16 protein-coding genes are annotated in these 17,220 nt (G+C 38.4%); 13 read left to right on the top strand and 3 right to left on the bottom strand.

Annotated elements, in window-relative coordinates; translation table 11 throughout:
• The coding region (locus AC1DS7_RS10080) for an IS3 family transposase (protein ID WP_476998956.1) at nucleotides 1-211 on the top strand (211 nt) is incomplete at its 5' end.
• A 61-nt stretch (nucleotides 212-272) separates the two neighbouring features.
• Here AC1DS7_RS10080 and fhuB read toward each other — a convergent pair.
• Both fhuB and AC1DS7_RS10090 read right to left on the bottom strand, forming a co-directional pair.
• The gene (gene fhuB / locus AC1DS7_RS10085; protein ID WP_002143296.1) at nucleotides 273-2,309 is read right to left on the bottom strand and encodes a Fe(3+)-hydroxamate ABC transporter permease FhuB; all 2,037 of its coding nucleotides are present in this window, start codon (nucleotides 2,307-2,309) and stop codon (nucleotides 273-275) included.
• Nucleotides 2,310-2,316: 7 nt separating this feature from the next.
• Entirely contained in the window at nucleotides 2,317-3,291 is a 975-nt protein-coding gene (locus AC1DS7_RS10090; protein WP_002143295.1) for an ABC transporter substrate-binding protein, read from the bottom strand.
• A 405-nt stretch (nucleotides 3,292-3,696) separates the two neighbouring features.
• Between AC1DS7_RS10090 and AC1DS7_RS10095 the strand changes: the two genes are divergently transcribed.
• From AC1DS7_RS10095 to uvrC, 8 genes are all read left to right on the top strand, one after another.
• Complete coding sequence (locus tag AC1DS7_RS10095) at nucleotides 3,697-4,779, top strand: BclA C-terminal domain-containing protein (RefSeq protein ID WP_476998957.1); 1,083 nt, start codon at nucleotides 3,697-3,699, stop codon at nucleotides 4,777-4,779.
• 192 nt (nucleotides 4,780-4,971) lie between these two features.
• Nucleotides 4,972-6,657 carry a long-chain-fatty-acid--CoA ligase gene (locus AC1DS7_RS10100; protein WP_256486634.1) on the top strand — a complete coding sequence of 562 codons (1,686 nt, stop codon included), beginning with the start codon at nucleotides 4,972-4,974 and terminating at the stop codon, nucleotides 6,655-6,657.
• Between the two features lie 106 nt (nucleotides 6,658-6,763).
• Nucleotides 6,764-7,351 carry a TetR/AcrR family transcriptional regulator gene (locus AC1DS7_RS10105; protein WP_012261773.1) on the top strand — a complete coding sequence of 196 codons (588 nt, stop codon included), beginning with the start codon at nucleotides 6,764-6,766 and terminating at the stop codon, nucleotides 7,349-7,351.
• Nucleotides 7,352-7,362: 11 nt separating this feature from the next.
• Nucleotides 7,363-8,139 carry an enoyl-CoA hydratase gene (locus AC1DS7_RS10110; protein ID WP_002088868.1) on the top strand — a complete coding sequence of 259 codons (777 nt, stop codon included), beginning with the start codon at nucleotides 7,363-7,365 and terminating at the stop codon, nucleotides 8,137-8,139.
• Nucleotides 8,140-8,217: 78 nt separating this feature from the next.
• Nucleotides 8,218-8,991, top strand: a complete 774-nt coding sequence (etfB, locus tag AC1DS7_RS10115; protein ID WP_002184882.1) for an electron transfer flavoprotein subunit beta — start codon at nucleotides 8,218-8,220, stop codon at nucleotides 8,989-8,991.
• 36 nt (nucleotides 8,992-9,027) lie between these two features.
• Nucleotides 9,028-10,005 carry an electron transfer flavoprotein subunit alpha gene (etfA, locus tag AC1DS7_RS10120; protein WP_002143292.1) on the top strand — a complete coding sequence of 326 codons (978 nt, stop codon included), beginning with the start codon at nucleotides 9,028-9,030 and terminating at the stop codon, nucleotides 10,003-10,005.
• 211 nt (nucleotides 10,006-10,216) lie between these two features.
• Nucleotides 10,217-10,531, top strand: a complete 315-nt coding sequence (gene trxA / locus AC1DS7_RS10125) for a thioredoxin (protein ID WP_000974757.1) — start codon at nucleotides 10,217-10,219, stop codon at nucleotides 10,529-10,531.
• Between the two features lie 148 nt (nucleotides 10,532-10,679).
• The gene (gene uvrC / locus AC1DS7_RS10130; RefSeq protein ID WP_002129304.1) at nucleotides 10,680-12,464 is read left to right on the top strand and encodes an excinuclease ABC subunit C; all 1,785 of its coding nucleotides are present in this window, start codon (nucleotides 10,680-10,682) and stop codon (nucleotides 12,462-12,464) included.
• Between the two features lie 115 nt (nucleotides 12,465-12,579).
• Here the strand turns inward: uvrC and AC1DS7_RS10135 are convergent, their stop codons facing one another.
• Nucleotides 12,580-13,029, bottom strand: coding sequence for a YslB family protein (locus AC1DS7_RS10135; RefSeq protein ID WP_002015405.1), 450 nt, complete (start codon nucleotides 13,027-13,029; stop codon nucleotides 12,580-12,582).
• Between the two features lie 298 nt (nucleotides 13,030-13,327).
• On the opposite strand from AC1DS7_RS10135, the gene sdhC reads away from it, so the two are divergent.
• The 4 genes from sdhC (at nucleotide 13,328) to AC1DS7_RS10155 (ending at nucleotide 17,204) form a co-directional block, all read left to right on the top strand.
• Nucleotides 13,328-13,954 carry a succinate dehydrogenase cytochrome B558 gene (sdhC, locus tag AC1DS7_RS10140; RefSeq protein ID WP_002015407.1) on the top strand — a complete coding sequence of 209 codons (627 nt, stop codon included), beginning with the start codon at nucleotides 13,328-13,330 and terminating at the stop codon, nucleotides 13,952-13,954.
• A 13-nt stretch (nucleotides 13,955-13,967) separates the two neighbouring features.
• The gene (gene sdhA, locus AC1DS7_RS10145) at nucleotides 13,968-15,761 is read left to right on the top strand and encodes a succinate dehydrogenase flavoprotein subunit (protein ID WP_476998958.1); all 1,794 of its coding nucleotides are present in this window, start codon (nucleotides 13,968-13,970) and stop codon (nucleotides 15,759-15,761) included.
• Entirely contained in the window at nucleotides 15,754-16,515 is a 762-nt protein-coding gene (sdhB, locus tag AC1DS7_RS10150) for a succinate dehydrogenase iron-sulfur subunit (protein ID WP_002088861.1), read from the top strand. Before sdhA ends, sdhB begins: the two co-directional genes overlap by 8 nt.
• 245 nt (nucleotides 16,516-16,760) lie before the next feature.
• The gene (locus tag AC1DS7_RS10155; RefSeq protein ID WP_002088859.1) at nucleotides 16,761-17,204 is read left to right on the top strand and encodes an acyl-CoA thioesterase; all 444 of its coding nucleotides are present in this window, start codon (nucleotides 16,761-16,763) and stop codon (nucleotides 17,202-17,204) included.
• Nucleotides 17,205-17,220 lie beyond the last annotated feature (16 nt).

Below are 17,220 nucleotides of genomic sequence, written 5' to 3' on the forward strand. Positions count from 1 at the left end.
CTCGACTCGAAGAGGCAACTGTTGGGATAATGCTTGTATGGAAAACTTCTTCAGTCACTTTAAGGCAGAGTGTTTTCATTTATACTCCTTCCGTAAAGCGAATGAGGTCAAACTTGCCGTGCGTAAATATATGCACTTTTATAATCATCAAAGATTTCAAAAGAAATTAAATAACCTGAGTCCATATAAATATAGAACTCAGGTTGCTTAGTTGCGCTTTTTAAATACTGTCTACTTGACAGGGGTCACTGCATATTAAGAAGCCTCTTTTTTTAACCAACCTTCTTCCCGCTCTTCCTCATCAACCATAAGAAATAAGGTGCTCCAAGTACAGCAACGACAAGACCAGAAGGGATTTCTTTCGGGTATGCAATTGTTCGTCCGAGTAAATCAGCAATGGAAAGAAGGATTGCTCCAAATAGTGCGGAGCAAATGAATAATCTTTGATGATTCATACCAACGACGATTCGTGCTAAGTGTGGTGCAACAAGACCTAGAAAGGCAATCGTACCGACAGCTGCGATATTTACAGATGCAAGTAGTGTCGCTAACACAATTAGAGCAAGACGCGTTTTATTTACAGGCTGCCCGAGTCCGGTTGCTAAATCATCTCCAAGTACAAGAACGTCAAGTTGTTTCATTAAGAAAAAGATAATTGGTATAAGAATAAGAGATGGATATAGAATGATATTTTCTAAGTGATTCCATCCTCTTGCATACGTACTGCCTGACAACCATGTTAAGGCCGCAGCAACATTCAAATTTGCTCTAACGATAAAGATTTGAATAATCGCTGAGCCGAGYGCTGAAATGCCAATTCCTATTAAAGCAAGAGCTGTTGGACTAAATCCTGATTTCCATGAGAAGAAGAGGACAATTCCAACTGCAAGTAGTCCACCAATAAATGCACCAATTGGTAGGAAGAAACCAGGAAGTGCGGGAAAGACATACATAATAGTTAAAGCGCCAACACCTGCTCCCGATGAAATACCAATAATAGAAGGATCGGCAAGTGGGTTTCGTAATATACCTTGGAAAACAAGTCCGCTTATCGCAAGGCATGCTCCAGCAATAGCAGCAACGAGCATTCTTGGTAAACGAAGGTTCATCATCATATTTTTATCAAATTGTGTTAATTGTCCTGATATAACATTTGTAATACTTTCGATATAAGCGTTACTACCGATTGTAACACCAAGAGCAATCGTCACAATGCAAAGTGTGATAGAGATAATGATTACCTTTTTATAAGAGTAATAGCGAGAACTAGCTCCAGCTGCATTTGCGCCGTTATCATTCATATATTGTTTCGATTTCATCATTCGATACACTAAATAAATAAGCCAAGGTGATCCAATCATTGCTGTAACTGCCCCGACAGGTAATTCTGCACCAGTTGGATCTATTAATCTACCAACAACGTCTGCTCCTAGTAATAATATTGCTCCCCATAAGAAAGAGGAGAGAAGGAGGGTAAAGTGTTGCCGATAACCAATAAGGCGCATTAAGTGTGGTGCAACTAAGCCGACAAACCCAATCGGTCCAACAACAGTTACAATTACTGCTGTTAAAAAGATCGCAGCAATGAAGGCGATAAGACGTGTTACTGCTGTTTTTTCACCAAGAGAAACAGCAACATCATCACCAAGTAAGAGGATGTTGAGTTTACGAGACATAAATAGTAAAACTAGGAAAGAAATAATGATAAATGGAAAGGCAAATTGAACGCCATCCCAGTTATTTTGAATAAGAGATCCAGCTCCCCATAAAAATAAACCAGCTGTTTCATTTTCATAGAAAAGCTGCATCGTTCCGGTAAAGGCAGAAAGCATTAATGTAACGACCATACCAGCTAGTGCCATTCTAAGTGGGGTTCCCTTTTTCCCACCAGAAATACGGTATACAAATAAAGCAGTAATAGCACCGCCGATAAATGTGAAAAGAAGGGAGTTAACTTGCAGACCTTTCGGTAAGAAAATTGTAGCCGCTACTAGAAAGAAATATGCACCAGAATGAATACCCATTGTACTGGATTCAGCAAGTGGATTTTTCGTTAACGTTTGTAAAATGACTCCAGATGCAGCAAGAGCACCTCCAGCTAAAATGGCAATTACAGCTCTAGGTAATCGAAGCATGATTAAAGTTTGATGCTCTAGTGATTGGTTCGGTGAGATAAGAGCATCAATAATCATACTATAGGAAATGTTTGCTTGCCCTTGTCCGATATGAATAAAGAAAAGGAGGAGCAAGAGAGCTGCTCCTCCTCCGAATACAAGACTTGCTCGAAGTGTATGTTGTAAGCTATTCATCGTGTAATCACTTCTTCGCTGTCATTACATCTGCTACTTGTGTTGCTAAAGATTTTGCAGACTCAGGACCACCGAAAATCCAAGTGTCGCCTTTTAATTTATACATTTTGTCTTCTTTTTTGAAATTTAACCCTTCCCAAGCAGGGTTACCTTTTAGTTGCGTGTCAAAAATGTTATCATCATCCGCTACAATGTAAATGAAGTTTGAATTTTGTACACTTTGTAATGATTCTACAGTTGTTTGTTTGAAACCATCTGCCTCTGATTTCCCAGCTTCAAAAGTGTTTGTTAAACCTAATTTTTTTGTAACTTGTAAAGCTGTAGAATTGTCAGTCAATATACGGAATGTTGGTACGTTTTTAGCTGTAAATGCTTGTACCATTGCGATGTTTTTATCTTTTAAGTCTGCTTTGTCAATTTTCGCTTTTGCATCTGCAAATGTTTTATCCATATCAGCTAATACTTTTTTACCTTCTTCTTCTTTTCCAACTGCTTTTGCAATTTGTTTAAATGTCTCTGTCATTTCAGCAAAGTGATCGTTATTGCTTGTTGATGGATCGAACATAACTGTAGGAGCGATTTGCTCTAATTCGTTTTTAATAGCTTTACTACGGAATGAAGCTGTGATAATTAAATCTGGTTTTAGACGGCTAATTTCTTCTAAGTTTGGTTGTTGACGTGTTCCTACATCGACAACATCTTTACCTGGTTTTGTTGCTGTATTTACCCATTTATTATAATTCTTAATGTCTGCCATCCCTACTGGCTGAACACCAAGCGCTAATAAGTCTTCTGAATATACCCACTCAAGTACAACAACTTTTTTCGCTGGTTTATCTAACTTCGTTTCCCCTTCAGCGTGTTTAATTGTTATAGCTTGATTTTTATTGTCCGCTTTTGTTTCTTTTTTCTCCTCTTTTTGCTGCCCGCATCCAACAGCGAATAGAAGAACTACTATGAAAATACTGAAAATTTTCTTCATCTTCTGCCCCCAAATAAAATGTTTTATTTGCAATATGTACGATATTGAAAATCGTTATCAATTACAACACCAAAATCATACTATGAGGGCGTTTTAAGTGTCAATATTTTTTTAAAATTTTGACTAAAAATAATGATTTATACGGATTTTAATATATCGTATTGAAATGCATACGTGTATCAAGGTTGAAGGAGCTGAAATTCCTTTAATGAGGAAGGCGAAAGTACAAGCGAAAGGAGAGCGTATTGCATGTAATATTTATTAGAATGTAAGGAAAAAAATTTGTTTATAAAAGGTTTGTTCCAGAGCGGGTAGTTGATAAGGAAAATAAAAACTGATTTTTATTAGAAAGATATTTTTAATTAGTGGGCTTACTTAAAAGATCGAACACGAAGGAGGGTCAACATGTCTTTATGGAGTAATAATGCAAATGGATATTGTGGATGTAATAATCAAAATGGTTTACATGTTGATTCGTGCTGTTTTAGTTGCGATGGGACAGTTCCTAAGCTCGGTCCAACAGGTCCAACAGGAGCGACAGGTGATACAGGAGCGACAGGTTCAACGGGAGCAACGGGAGTAACGGGAGCAACGGGAATAACGGGAGCAACGGGAATAACGGGAGCAACGGGAGCGACAGGTTCAACGGGAGCAACAGGAGCAACGGGAATAACGGGAGCAACAGGAGCAACGGGTCCAACGGGAGCGACAGGTTCAACAGGAGCAACAGGAGCAACAGGAGCAACAGGAGCAACAGGAGCAACAGGAGCAACGGGAGTAACGGGAGCAACAGGAGCAACGGGAGCGACAGGTTCAACAGGTCCAACAGGAGCAACAGGAGCAACAGGAGCAACAGGAGCAACGGGAGCAACGGGAGTAACGGGAGCAACAGGAGCAACGGGAGCGACAGGTTCAACAGGTCCAACAGGTCCAACAGGCCCAACAGGAGCAACAGGAGCGACAGGAGCGACAGGTCCAACAGGCCCAACAGGAGCAACAGGAGCAACAGGTCCAACAGGTCCAACAGGAGCAACGGGAGCAACAGGTGAAACAGGAGCGACGGGAGTAACAGGTACAAGTATAACTGCGACGTATGCATTTGCGAATAATACATCAGGAGCGGCAATATCAGTGCTTCTTGGTGGAACAAATGTCCCACTTCCAAATAATCAGAATATCGGTCCGGGAATTACAGTGTCGGGGGGGAACACAGTATTTACGGCCGCAAATGCGGGGAATTATTATATTTCATATACAATTAATATAACGGCTTCATTATTAGTTAGTTCGCGAATTACAATTAATGGTGCACCGCTTGCTGGGACTATCAATTCTCCCGCATTAGCAACGACTTCATTTAGTGCGACAATTATTACGACTCTTGCAGCGGGGAGTGCAATTAGTTTGCAGTTGTTTGGATTGTTAGCTGTTGCCACATTATCAACGACTACACCTGGTGCAGTTTTAACGATTATAAGATTAAGCTAAGTAACGTGAACTCTCTTATTCTTTTAAAATTAGGAGAGTTTCTACATATAATAAGAAGTTAAGGAAGTAAAGCATAGTTATAAAAGAGTCAGAATATTATGATTGTAACGTTGTTATGACTATAATATAATGAAAACAACCATCATGAATGAACATTCATTTATTTTTTATGTATTTGAAGGGGGAATGAAGGTGGAAAAACCTTGGTTGAAAAGTTATCCAGAGGAAATTCCTAGTACTATTTCTTATGATATTCAGCCACTTCATGGATATTTAGAGAAAATAGCTTCTCGTTATCCAGAAAAGAAAGCGCTTCATTTTTTAGGTAAAGATGTTACATTTTCAGATTTCCATGACAAGGTAAAGAAGTTTGCGAATTATCTTCAAAGGCTTGGTATTGAAAAGGGAGATAGAGTTGCGATTATGTTGCCGAATTGTCCGCAATCCGTAATCGGTTATTATGGTACTTTGCTTGCGGGGGGGATTGTTGTACAAACGAATCCTCTTTATACAGAAAGAGAGCTTGAGTATCAACTTCATGACTCGGGGGCAAAAGTCATTCTTTGTCTTGATTTAGTGTTTCCGAGAGTTACTAATGTTCAAAATGCCACAAAGCTGGAGCACATTATCGTAACTCGTATTGCAGATTTCTTACCATTCCCTAAAAATTTACTTTATCCATTTGTACAAAAAAAGCAGGCGAATCTTGTTGTGAATGTGTCGGAAAGCGAAACGATTCATCTATGGAAATCAGTAGAAAGGGAAAGTAATGCTGATGTTGAGGTTCCCTGTGATCCTGAAAATGATCTAGCTCTTTTGCAGTATACGGGGGGAACGACAGGATTTCCAAAAGGGGTTATGTTAACGCATAAAAACCTCGTTTCGAACACTTTAATGGGAGCGCATTGGTTATATAATTGTAAAGAAGGAGAAGAAGTAATCCTTGGTGTCCTTCCATTTTTTCATGTGTACGGAATGACAGCTGTAATGAATTTAAGTATTATGCAAGGGTATAAAATGGTGCTTATTCCGAAGTTTGATATGAAAATGGTTTTTGAAGCAATTAAAAAACATAAAGTTACACTATTTCCAGGAGCGCCGACCATTTATATTGCTCTTTTAAATAGCCCTCTTTTAAAAGAATATGATATTTCTTCTATTCAGGCTTGTATTAGTGGCTCTGCACCGCTTCCTGTAGAAGTACAGGAGGAGTTTGAGAGCGTTACAGGTGGTAAACTAGTAGAAGGTTATGGATTAACGGAGTCATCACCTGTTACGCATGGGAATTTCTTGTGGGAAAAACGTGTACCAGGAAGTATTGGGGTACCGTGGCCAGATACGGAGGCAATTATCATGTCACTTGAAACAGGAGAGGCATTACCTTCAGGTGAAATTGGTGAAATAGTTGTCAAAGGCCCACAAATTATGAAAGGGTATTGGAATAAGCCAGAAGAAACGGCGGCTGTATTGCAAGATGGCTGGCTTCATACAGGTGATGTAGGATACATGGATGAGGATGGCTTTTTCTATGTGAAAGATCGTAAGAAAGATATGATTGTTGCTAGCGGTTTTAACGTATATCCTCGGGAAGTAGAAGAAGTGTTATATGAACACGAAAAGGTGCAAGAAGTAGTGACGATCGGTGTTCCTGATCCGTACAGAGGGGAAACTGTAAAAGCATTTGTTGTTTTGAAAGAAGGCGCTGAATGTTCTGAAGAGGAATTAGATCAGTTTGCACGTAAATATTTAGCAGCTTACAAAGTTCCGAAGGTATATGAGTTTAGAAGTGAGTTGCCGAAGACGACAGTCGGAAAAATTTTACGCCGTGTCCTAATAGATGAAGAGAAGAGAAAGAATGAGGATGAGCAAACGGGCTAAGGCCCTTTCTTTTTGAAAAAATAGGATTGACACTTTTCTAAATAGTCAGTATTATAAGAATATGAATGACTATTCATTCAGTCATCTTCTTGAAGGGGACAGTAAAGTGAAGAAAAATAGACCGAAATACAATCAGATTATTGATGCTGCAGTCATTGTGATTGCGGAGAATGGATACCATCAAGCGCAAGTTTCTAAAATTGCAAAGCAAGCTGGGGTAGCTGATGGCACGATTTATTTATATTTTAAAAATAAAGAAGATATATTAATATCCTTATTCCAAGAGAAGATGGGAGAATTTGTTGAAACAATTCGTCAAAAAATAGCAGGAATTGAAAGCGCTGTAGCGAAGTTATTCATGTTGGTAGAAACGCACTTCTTGCTGTTGTCACAAAATGATCCTCTTGCTATCGTTACGCAATTAGAGCTAAGGCAGTCCAATCAAGACTTGCGCCTTAAAATAAATGAAGTATTAAAAGGCTACTTACAAGTTATGGATGAGATTTTAGAGACAGGTATAAAGCAAGGTGAATTTCAGGCGGATTTAAACGTTCGCGTGGCAAGACAAATGATCTTTGGAACAGTAGATGAAGTTGTGACCAATTGGGTAATGAGCGATCATAAGTATGATCTGGTCGCACTTTCAAAAACGGTACATGGGCTACTTATTGCAGCTTGTGGTTATCGTCAATAATGGGAGGGATCATGTTGAAATTCCTATCTGTAAAAGTTGAAGATCATATCGCGGTGGCGACGTTAAATCATGCGCCAGCTAATGCGATGTCTTCACAAGTTATGCATGACGTTACTGAATTAATCGATCAAGTGGAAAAGGATGATAACATTCGTGTTGTTGTTTTACATGGTGAAGGACGCTTCTTCTCAGCAGGGGCAGATATTAAAGAATTTACATCTGTTACTGAAGCTAAGCAAGCAACAGAGTTAGCACAGCTTGGACAAGTTACGTTTGAGCGTGTTGAAAAATGCTCAAAACCAGTTATTGCGGCAATTCATGGAGCGGCACTTGGCGGCGGCCTTGAGTTTGCTATGTCTTGCCACATGCGCTTTGTAACTGAAAGTACAAAGCTTGGTTTACCTGAATTAACACTTGGATTAATTCCTGGTTTTGCAGGTACACAGCGCTTACCACGTTATGTTGGTAAAGCGAAAGCTTGTGAAATGATGTTAACAAGTACACCAATTACTGGTGCAGAAGCATTACAATGGGGACTTGTTAACGGAGTGTTTTCTGAAGAATCCATTTTAGAAGATACGCTTAAAATTGCAAAACAGATTGCTGGAAAAAGCCCAGCAACAACTCGTGCTGTGCTAGAGTTATTACAAACGACAAAATCGTCTCATTATTATGAAGGTGTACAGCGTGAATCACAGATTTTTGGTGAAGTATTTACGAGTGAAGATGGAAGAGAAGGCGTAGCAGCGTTTTTAGAAAAACGTAAGCCTTCATTTAGTGGTAGGTAGTCCAATTATTTTTTTAATAAAAATTAACAGAATTTTAAAATTGATAGAATCTTTCTGAAAAATAAGGGGGTAAATGGAATGAACATCTACGTACTCATGAAACGAACATTTGATACAGAAGAAAAAATCGTAATTAAAAACGGTGCAATTTACGATGGCGAAGCGGAATTCATCATCAACCCTTACGATGAATATGCGATTGAAGAAGCGATTCAAGTAAGAGATGCACAAGGTGGAGAAGTTACTGTTATAACAGTTGGTGGCGAGGATAGTGAAAAAGAACTTCGCACAGCATTAGCGATGGGCTGCGATAAAGCGGTACTAATTAACATTGAAGATGATGTTGAGAATGGTGACCAATTTACAACAGCAAAAGTGCTTGCTGAATATTTAAAAGATAAAGATGCAGATTTAATTTTAGGCGGAAACGTTGCGATTGACGGTGCATCTGGACAAGTTGGTCCACGCGTAGCTGAAGCGTTAAATATTCCGTACGTAACGACAATTACAAAACTTGAGATTGACGGTACAAACGTGAAGATTGAGCGTGACGTTGAAGGTGATACAGAAGTTATTGAAACGTCATTACCAGTTTTAGTAACGGCACAACAAGGTTTAAACGAACCGCGTTATCCATCGCTTCCAGGTATTATGAAAGCGAAGAAAAAGCCACTAGAAGAAGTAGAATTAGATGATTTAGATCTAGAAGAAGATGATGTGGAAGCAAAAACAAAAACAATTGAAATCTATTTGCCTCCTAAGAAAGATGCAGGAAAAGTGTTACAAGGCGAGCTGCAAGATCAAGTAAAAGAACTTGTATCGTTGCTCCATACAGAAGCGAAAGTAATCTAATAAAATACGAAATTATATATGCAGGAGGGAAAATCTATGGCTCGTAAAGTATTAGTAATGGGTGAAGTTCGTGATGGATCGCTACGTAACGTTTCGTTTGAAGCGGTAGCAGCAGCAAAAACAATTGCAGAAGGCGGTGAAGTGGTAGGTCTTCTAGTTGGAGACAGCGTTGCCTCTTTTGCAAATGAATTGATTCATTACGGTGCAGATCGCGTTGTGACAGTTGAAAATAATAAATTAAAATCATATACATCTGATGGATATGCACAAGCGTTTTTAGCTGTATATGCTGAAGAAAAGCCAGAAGGCATTGTATTTGGACATACGGCACTTGGTAAAGATTTATCACCAAAATTAGCAGCGAAATTAGAAGCTGGTTTAATTTCTGACGTAACGGCTTTAGAAGTTGAAGGTGGAAATGTTATCTTCACTCGTCCGATTTACTCTGGTAAAGCATTTGAGAAGAAGATTGTAACAGATGGTATATTATTTGCGACAGTGCGTCCAAATAACATTGCAACTCTTGAAAAAGACGAGTCTCGCACAGCTGACGTGTCTTCTATTACAGTTGATGTGAAAGATTTACGTACAATCATTCAAGATGTTGTCCGTAAAACTGCAGAAGGTGTTGATCTTTCTGAAGCGAAAGTTATTATAGCTGGCGGACGTGGTGTGAAGAGTGAAGAAGGATTTAAACCGTTAAAAGAATTAGCTGACGTACTAGGCGGCGCTGTTGGAGCATCTCGTGGTGCTTGTGATGCAGAGTACTGTGATTATTCATTACAAATTGGTCAAACAGGTAAAGTTGTTACACCAGACCTATACATTGCATGCGGGATTTCTGGTGCGATTCAGCATTTAGCTGGTATGTCTAATTCAAAAATAATTGTTGCGATTAATAAAGATCCAGAAGCTAGTATCTTCAAAGTAGCTGACTATGGTATTGTCGGTGATCTGTTTGAAGTATTACCTCTTTTAACAGAAGAGTTTAAAAAGTTAAAAGTACATTCATGATTTGAGTACCCTTGAGTTCCAAGTGAAGTACCCCTATATATAGAAAAAGGTGAGAGATCCCCTGTCTCTCATCTTTTTAGTATTTCATCCATATTTTTATATAGTATAAAGGAACATTTTTTTGTTACAATACATAACGATACATAATATTCGCCACGTATAAAAGTTAATGATATACTCTTGGTAGAATATACTTGAAGGAGGAAATAAAATGGCAATTATAAATGCAAATGACCAAAGCTTCGCAGCTGAAACTAGCGAAGGTGTTGTACTATTAGATTTCTGGGCGCCTTGGTGCGGACCTTGTAAAATGATCGCTCCTGTATTAGAGGAAATCGATTCAGAGTTAGGCGAGAAAGTAAAAGTAGTAAAAGTGGACGTTGATGAAAACCAAGAAACTGCTCGTCAATTCGAAGTAATGAGCATTCCAGCTCTTTTCGTATTAAAAGACGGTAAAGTGGTTGATCAAGCGTTAGGATATAAACCGAAAGAAGCGTTAGTAGAATTAGTTTCTAAACACTTCTAAAATAAAGAAGCTACCATTTGGTAGCTTTTTTTATTTTCTTTTTTACAACCTTTCCGTTACAATAAAAGAACGTATGTTGGGTGTTTTGGCATAGTATGTTTTTATGTGAAAATAAAAATGATAAGCATGTAGAAATGGAGGGAGACGAGTGCACGAGCATTTAAAAGAGAAGTTAGCAATTTTGCCCGATCAACCTGGTTGTTATTTAATGAAGGATAAGCAGGGAACGGTTATATATGTCGGAAAAGCAAAGGTACTCAAAAATCGTGTGCGCTCGTACTTTACTGGTTCGCATGATGGGAAAACACTTCGGCTTGTTGGAGAAATTGTTGATTTTGAATATATTGTGACTTCCTCAAATTTGGAGGCTCTTATTTTAGAGTTAAATTTAATAAAAAAATATGATCCAAAATATAATATTCAATTAAAAGATGATAAAACATATCCTTTCATTAAAATTACAGCTGAAAAACAGCCGCGCTTACTCATTACGCGAAATGTAAAAAAGGATAAAGGAAAGTACTTTGGGCCTTATCCAAATGCACAATCGGCACATGAAACAAAGAAATTATTAGATCGTATGTATCCACTTCGTAAATGTTCAAATATGCCAGATAAAGTTTGCTTGTATTATCATATGGGTCAATGTTTAGCACCTTGTGTGAAAGAAGTAACGGATGAGCAAAACAAAGAAATTGTTGATGAAATTATTAAATTCTTAAACGGTGGGCATAAAGAAATTCGTTCAGAATTAGAAACGAAGATGTATGAGGCTTCAGAAAAGCTAGAATTTGAACGGGCGAAAGAGTTGCGAGATCAAATTGCTCATATTGATGCAATTATGGAAAAGCAAAAGATGATTATGAGTGATTTAGTGGATCGTGATGTGTTTGGATATGCAGTTGATAAAGGGTGGATGTGTGTTCAAGTTTTCTTCGTTCGAAAAGGAAAGCTAATTGAACGTGATGTTTCTATGTTCCCGATTTATGATGAACCAGAAGAGGGATTTTTAACTTTTATCGGTCAATTTTATGAAAACAGTAGTCATTTCAAGCCGAAGGAAATTGTTGTTCCAGGAAGTATAGATTCAGAATTAGTAGAGCGCTTTTTAGAAGTTGAAGCGACACAGCCGAAGCGTGGGAAGAAAAAAGACCTTGTAGAATTAGCAAATAAAAACGCAAAAATTGCACTAGAAGAGAAATTTCACTTAATTGAACGTGATGAAGAGCGGACGGTTAAAGCCATTGATAATTTAGGGAAGCAGCTGGGCATTGAAACCCCATATCGTATTGAAGCGTTTGATAACTCGAATATTCAAGGGACAAATCCCGTTTCCGCAATGATTGCTTTTATCGATGGGAAACCAGCAAAGAAAGAATATCGGAAATATAAAATTAAAACGGTTCAAGGTCCTGATGATTACGAATCTATGAGGGAAGTTGTAAGACGCCGTTATACGAGGGCGCTTAAAGAGAATTTACCTTTACCAGATTTAATCATTATTGATGGTGGAAAAGGCCATCTGGCCGCTACAAGTGATGTTCTGGAGAACGAACTCGGTTTATATATTCCGATGGCAGGGCTTGTAAAAGATGACAAACATAAAACCTCCCATTTAATTATTGGAGATCCACCTGAACCTGTGATGCTTGAGAGGAATAGCCAAGAATTTTATTTATTGCAACGCATTCAAGATGAAGTGCATAGATTTGCAATTACATTCCATCGCCAGTTGCACGGGAAATCGGTCATTCAATCAGCATTGGATGATATTCCAGGAATCGGCGATAAACGAAAAAAGGTATTGTTAAAACATTTTGGCTCGTTAAAAAAGATGAAAGAAGCTTCCATAGCTGAATTTGTCGAAGCAGGTATGCCGAAAAATGTTGCAGAGATGATATATACTTATTTAACAGATAAGAAGACGTTGTAGTTTACAACGTCTTCTGTTTTTTGGTATAATTTCTGAAGATTTAAAATAAACTCATCTGAATGAATATACAAAAAAGTCAACTAAACTTATATGTCTAGTTGACTGTAGGTAGATGCTACACTTCAATGAGATCTTTTATATCCCATTTAACAAGAAATGTAATAGAGTCTGAACGCTTTTTCTGTTCCTCATAGGACTCTGCAACGACGTTTCTTTGTCTTTGAATTTGCTCGGCGATAAATCCAGCTTCTAATTGATAAGATGAATGTCTTTTTTGTTTTTGACGCTCAGTAATAAGTGTACCTTTAAGTTGAAACTGCATTTCACGACGTTTATGTTCAATGATGCTTAAAGTGCCCCAACCAGCTTTTTCAAAAAACTGAATGACTTCTTCAATTGTTTCTAGCGGATATTTTCTCGCAAGGTTTCTACCGGCCCAGTATAAAATACCATCTAAATCGTTACCAATTAAATCAGGTAGTAATTCTTCACGTAGCAATTCATAAGCGAAGGCGTTCAATGAAACATCTTCTAAAGATGTTATATCGATTGTATTTTTGCTCACAATATTCCCCTCTTTCTATAGGGATTATTATATAACATTTTTCATTTATAAAAATAGATTTTTCTTTGGGGAAATCTGAATATATAAGAAAAAAAAAGAATTGGCAAATTATATGCAAATTATGTATACGTTTTCTTGACGCTTCGACAAAAATAGGGGTAAAATGAACTTGGTATTAAATTATGCTGAAATATTTTGAATAATTTTTTCAGTTTTTCTTATGCCAATAGTGAAAAAACATTATTGTTGTAAATTAATCTGAAAACAGCAGTCAAACATTCAAGGGGGTAATGGGGACATGAAAGGCCGCGAGTATACGTTTCGTAAGTGGCACTCATTAATGGGGGTCATTCCGGTTGGTGTCTTTTTGACGCAACATTTAATTGTAAACAACTTTGCAACAAGAGGAGCAGAGGCTTTTAACAAAGCTGCAGGCTTTATGGAGCTCCTTCCATTCCGGTATGCGCTAGAAATTTTCATCATCTTTTTACCTATACTGTACCATGCTATATATGGCTTATATATTGCATTTACAGCTAAGAACAATGCGGTATCTTACGGCTATTTCCGTAACTGGATGTTCGTCTTCCAACGAATTTCAGGTATCGTTACGCTGATCTTCATTTCTTGGCACGTCTGGGAAACTCGTATTCAAGCATTGTTAGGTAAAGAGGTAAACTATGATATGATGGCAGATATTTTAAACAACCCATTTATGTTTGGTTTCTATTTAGTTGGTGTTGTTTCAACAATTTTCCACTTTGCAAATGGACTATGGACATTCTGTATAAGCTGGGGAATTACAGTATCTCCACGTTCACAAAGAATCTCTACTTATGTAACATTAGCTATTTTCTTAGGTCTATCTTATGTAGGTGTGAGTGCATTATTAGCGTTCATCGATCCACAGCTAGCAAACCAGTAAGGAGTGGGAGAGCATGAAAGGGAAACTTATAGTAGTCGGCGGTGGCTTGGCCGGCTTAATGGCAACGATTAAAGCGGCAGAAGCAGGAGTAAATGTTGAACTATTTTCTTTAGTACCAGTAAAACGTTCACATTCTGTATGTGCCCAAGGTGGAATTAACGGTGCCGTAAATACAAAAGGTGAAGGGGATTCTCCATGGATCCACTTTGACGATACAATTTATGGTGGGGACTTCTTAGCGAACCAACCACCAGTTAAAGCGATGTGTGATGCAGCACCTGGTATTATTCATTTAATGGACCGCATGGGTGTTATGTTCAACCGTACGGAAGAAGGACTTCTGGATTTCCGTCGTTTCGGTGGAACACAACATCACCGTACAGCATTTGCTGGCGCAACAACTGGTCAACAATTACTATATGCATTAGATGAGCAAGTACGTCGTCATGAAGTAGCAGGACTTGTAACGAAATATGAAGGTTGGGATTTCTTACGAGCTGTTGTAGATGATGAAGGTGTGTGCCGAGGAATCGTCGCGCAAGACTTACAAACTATGGAGATAAAAAGTTTCCAAGCTGATGCCGTGATTATGGCAACAGGGGGCCCTGGTATCATCTTTGGAAAATCAACAAACTCTATTATTAATACAGGTACAGCAGCGTCTGCTGTATATCAACAAGGTGCATATTATGCGAACGGTGAGTTCATTCAAATTCATCCAACGGCAATTCCTGGAGACGATAAGTTACGTCTTATGAGTGAATCTGCACGTGGTGAAGGTGGACGTGTTTGGACGTATAAAGATGGTAAGCCATGGTACTTCTTAGAAGAAAAATATCCAGCTTACGGAAACCTTGTACCTCGTGATATTGCAACGCGTGAAATCTTTGATGTTTGCGTAGAGCAAAAACTAGGTATTAACGGTGAAAACATGGTGTACTTAGATCTTTCTCATAAAGATCCGAAAGAACTAGATATTAAACTTGGTGGAATTATTGAAATCTATGAGAAATTTACAGGTGATGATCCTCGTAAACTACCAATGAAAATCTTCCCAGCAGTTCACTATTCAATGGGCGGATTATGGGTTGATTATAAGCAAATGACAAGTATTCCAGGTTTATTTGCAGCAGGTGAGTGTGATTATTCTATGCACGGTGGTAACCGCCTTGGTGCGAACTCATTATTATCAGCAATTTACGGTGGTATGGTAGCAGGACCGAACGCAATTGAGTATATGAAAGGTCTTTCTAAATCATCTGATGCTGTTGCATCTACTGTATATGAGCAAAATGAATTAATTGAAACAGAGAAATTTAACAATATTTTAATGCTTGATGGTAACGAAAATGCATATGTTCTTCATAAAGAGCTTGGAGAATGGATGACAGATAACGTTACAGTAGTTCGTGAAAATAAAAAGTTACTAGAAACTGATGCGAAAATTGAAGAGTTAATGGCGCGTTACAAACGCATTAACATTAACGATACAGCAAGATGGAGTAACCAGGGTGCTTCATTTACACGCCAACTTGCAAATATGTTCGAGTTAGCACGTGTTATTACAATTGGCGCATATAACCGTAATGAAAGCCGCGGAGCGCATTACAAACCAGAATTCCCAAATCGTGATGATGCAAACTTCTTAAAAACTACGATGGCGAAATTTGAGGGAGAAGGAAAGGCACCAGCATTCAATTACGAAGAAGTGGATGTTTCATTAATTAAACCACGTAAACGTGACTATTCCTCAAAACATGATGTAGCTGCTAAGGGTGAAGAGAAGGGGGATAAACAACATGTCTGAGAAAACAATCCGCCTCATCATTACGAGACAAGATGGCCCAGATGCACAAGAGTTTGACCAAGAGTTTGAAATTCCATATCGTCCTAATATGAATATTATTTCGGCGCTTATGGAAATTCGCCGTAATCCTGTCGACTCAAAAGGGAACCAAACAACTCCGATTGCATGGGATATGAACTGCTTAGAGGAAGTATGTGGAGCATGTTCGATGGTGATTAACGGAAAACCACGTCAATCATGTACAGCCCTTATTGACCAGTTAGAGCAACCAATTCGCTTAAAGCCGATGAAGACATTCCCGATTGTACGTGATTTACAAGTTGACCGTAGCCGTATGTTTAACGCGTTAAAACGTGTTAAAGCTTGGATTCCAATCGACGGTACGTACGACCTAGGACCAGGTCCAAGAATGCCAGAGAAAAAGCGTCAATGGGCATATGAACTTTCGAAATGTATGACATGTGGTGTTTGCTTAGAGTCATGTCCGAACGTAAACAGTAAGTCTGACTTTATTGGTCCAGCACCGCTTTCACAAGCACGTTTATTTAACTCGCATCCAACTGGTGAAATGCATAAAGCAGATCGCTTACGTGCAATTATGGGTGATGGAGGACTTGCAAACTGTGGTAACTCTCAAAACTGTGTGCAATCATGTCCGAAAGGTATTCCATTAACAACTTCAATTGCAGCATTAAACCGTGATACAACAATTCAATCGTTCAAAGATTTCTTTGGTAGCGACAATAACTATTAATAAATATTGCCTCTTCATGTTGAAGAGGCAATATTTATAACTTTATATTTCTGTTTATTCAGTTTATCCCGCATTAACGGGCAGTAAAACTCCCACCTCAAAATTCAGGTGGAGCAAAGAAGCTAGGTGGGAGATCAACTGCCCGTAAACGCCCGATTGGTTCAACTAATAATCAGTGGGGGATGAACAAAGCCCCCACTGATTAAAGTTTCACTTTATTTTAAGGGCGAAAAGGAGAGGGAACGATGAAGAGAATTTCTTATATTGAAGACTTTGAGCAATGGGAAAGTGGTTTTTCATTTTATAATCCTGTCAAAGTTCGTTTTGGTGAAGTAGATATGTTTGGACATGTAAATAATGTCGTTGCTTTTACATATTTTGAAGAAGCGCGTATCGCATTGTTTAAAGAACTCGGATTTATGCAAGAATGGACACATGAATCATCAGAAACGATGATAGTCGTCGCAGATCTACAATGCAATTTTATTAAACAAATTTATTTTGATGAGCAGTTGAAAGTATATGTAAAGGCGGGAGCGGTTGGGAATTCCTCTTTAGATTTACACTATATGGTCAAAAATGCAGAAGGAGAAGTTTGTTTAGTTGGACGCGGTATGATGGTCCAAGCATCGAAAAAAACTGGAAGAGGCGAACCGTGGCCTGAGGAATGGAAGGAATTGCTATTATAATAGAATAAAAGAAAAA

This window comes from Bacillus sp. P4_E1 (assembly GCF_056401715.1).

What these genes read in the sequence shown, in the direction of transcription:
- AC1DS7_RS10090 (WP_002143295.1), bottom strand. Translation starts at nt 3,291, where the DNA reads ATGAAGAAAATTTTCAGTATTTTCATAGTAGTTCTTCTATTCGCTGTT.
- AC1DS7_RS10095 (WP_476998957.1), top strand. Translation starts at nt 3,697, where the DNA reads ATGTCTTTATGGAGTAATAATGCAAATGGATATTGTGGATGTAATAAT.
- AC1DS7_RS10110 (WP_002088868.1), top strand. Translation starts at nt 7,363, where the DNA reads ATGTTGAAATTCCTATCTGTAAAAGTTGAAGATCATATCGCGGTGGCG.
- etfB (WP_002184882.1), top strand. Translation starts at nt 8,218, where the DNA reads ATGAACATCTACGTACTCATGAAACGAACATTTGATACAGAAGAAAAA.
- etfA (WP_002143292.1), top strand. Translation starts at nt 9,028, where the DNA reads ATGGCTCGTAAAGTATTAGTAATGGGTGAAGTTCGTGATGGATCGCTA.
- trxA (WP_000974757.1), top strand. Translation starts at nt 10,217, where the DNA reads ATGGCAATTATAAATGCAAATGACCAAAGCTTCGCAGCTGAAACTAGC.
- sdhC (WP_002015407.1), top strand. Translation starts at nt 13,328, where the DNA reads ATGAAAGGCCGCGAGTATACGTTTCGTAAGTGGCACTCATTAATGGGG.
- sdhA (WP_476998958.1), top strand. Translation starts at nt 13,968, where the DNA reads ATGAAAGGGAAACTTATAGTAGTCGGCGGTGGCTTGGCCGGCTTAATG.
- sdhB (WP_002088861.1), top strand. Translation starts at nt 15,754, where the DNA reads ATGTCTGAGAAAACAATCCGCCTCATCATTACGAGACAAGATGGCCCA.
- AC1DS7_RS10155 (WP_002088859.1), top strand. Translation starts at nt 16,761, where the DNA reads ATGAAGAGAATTTCTTATATTGAAGACTTTGAGCAATGGGAAAGTGGT.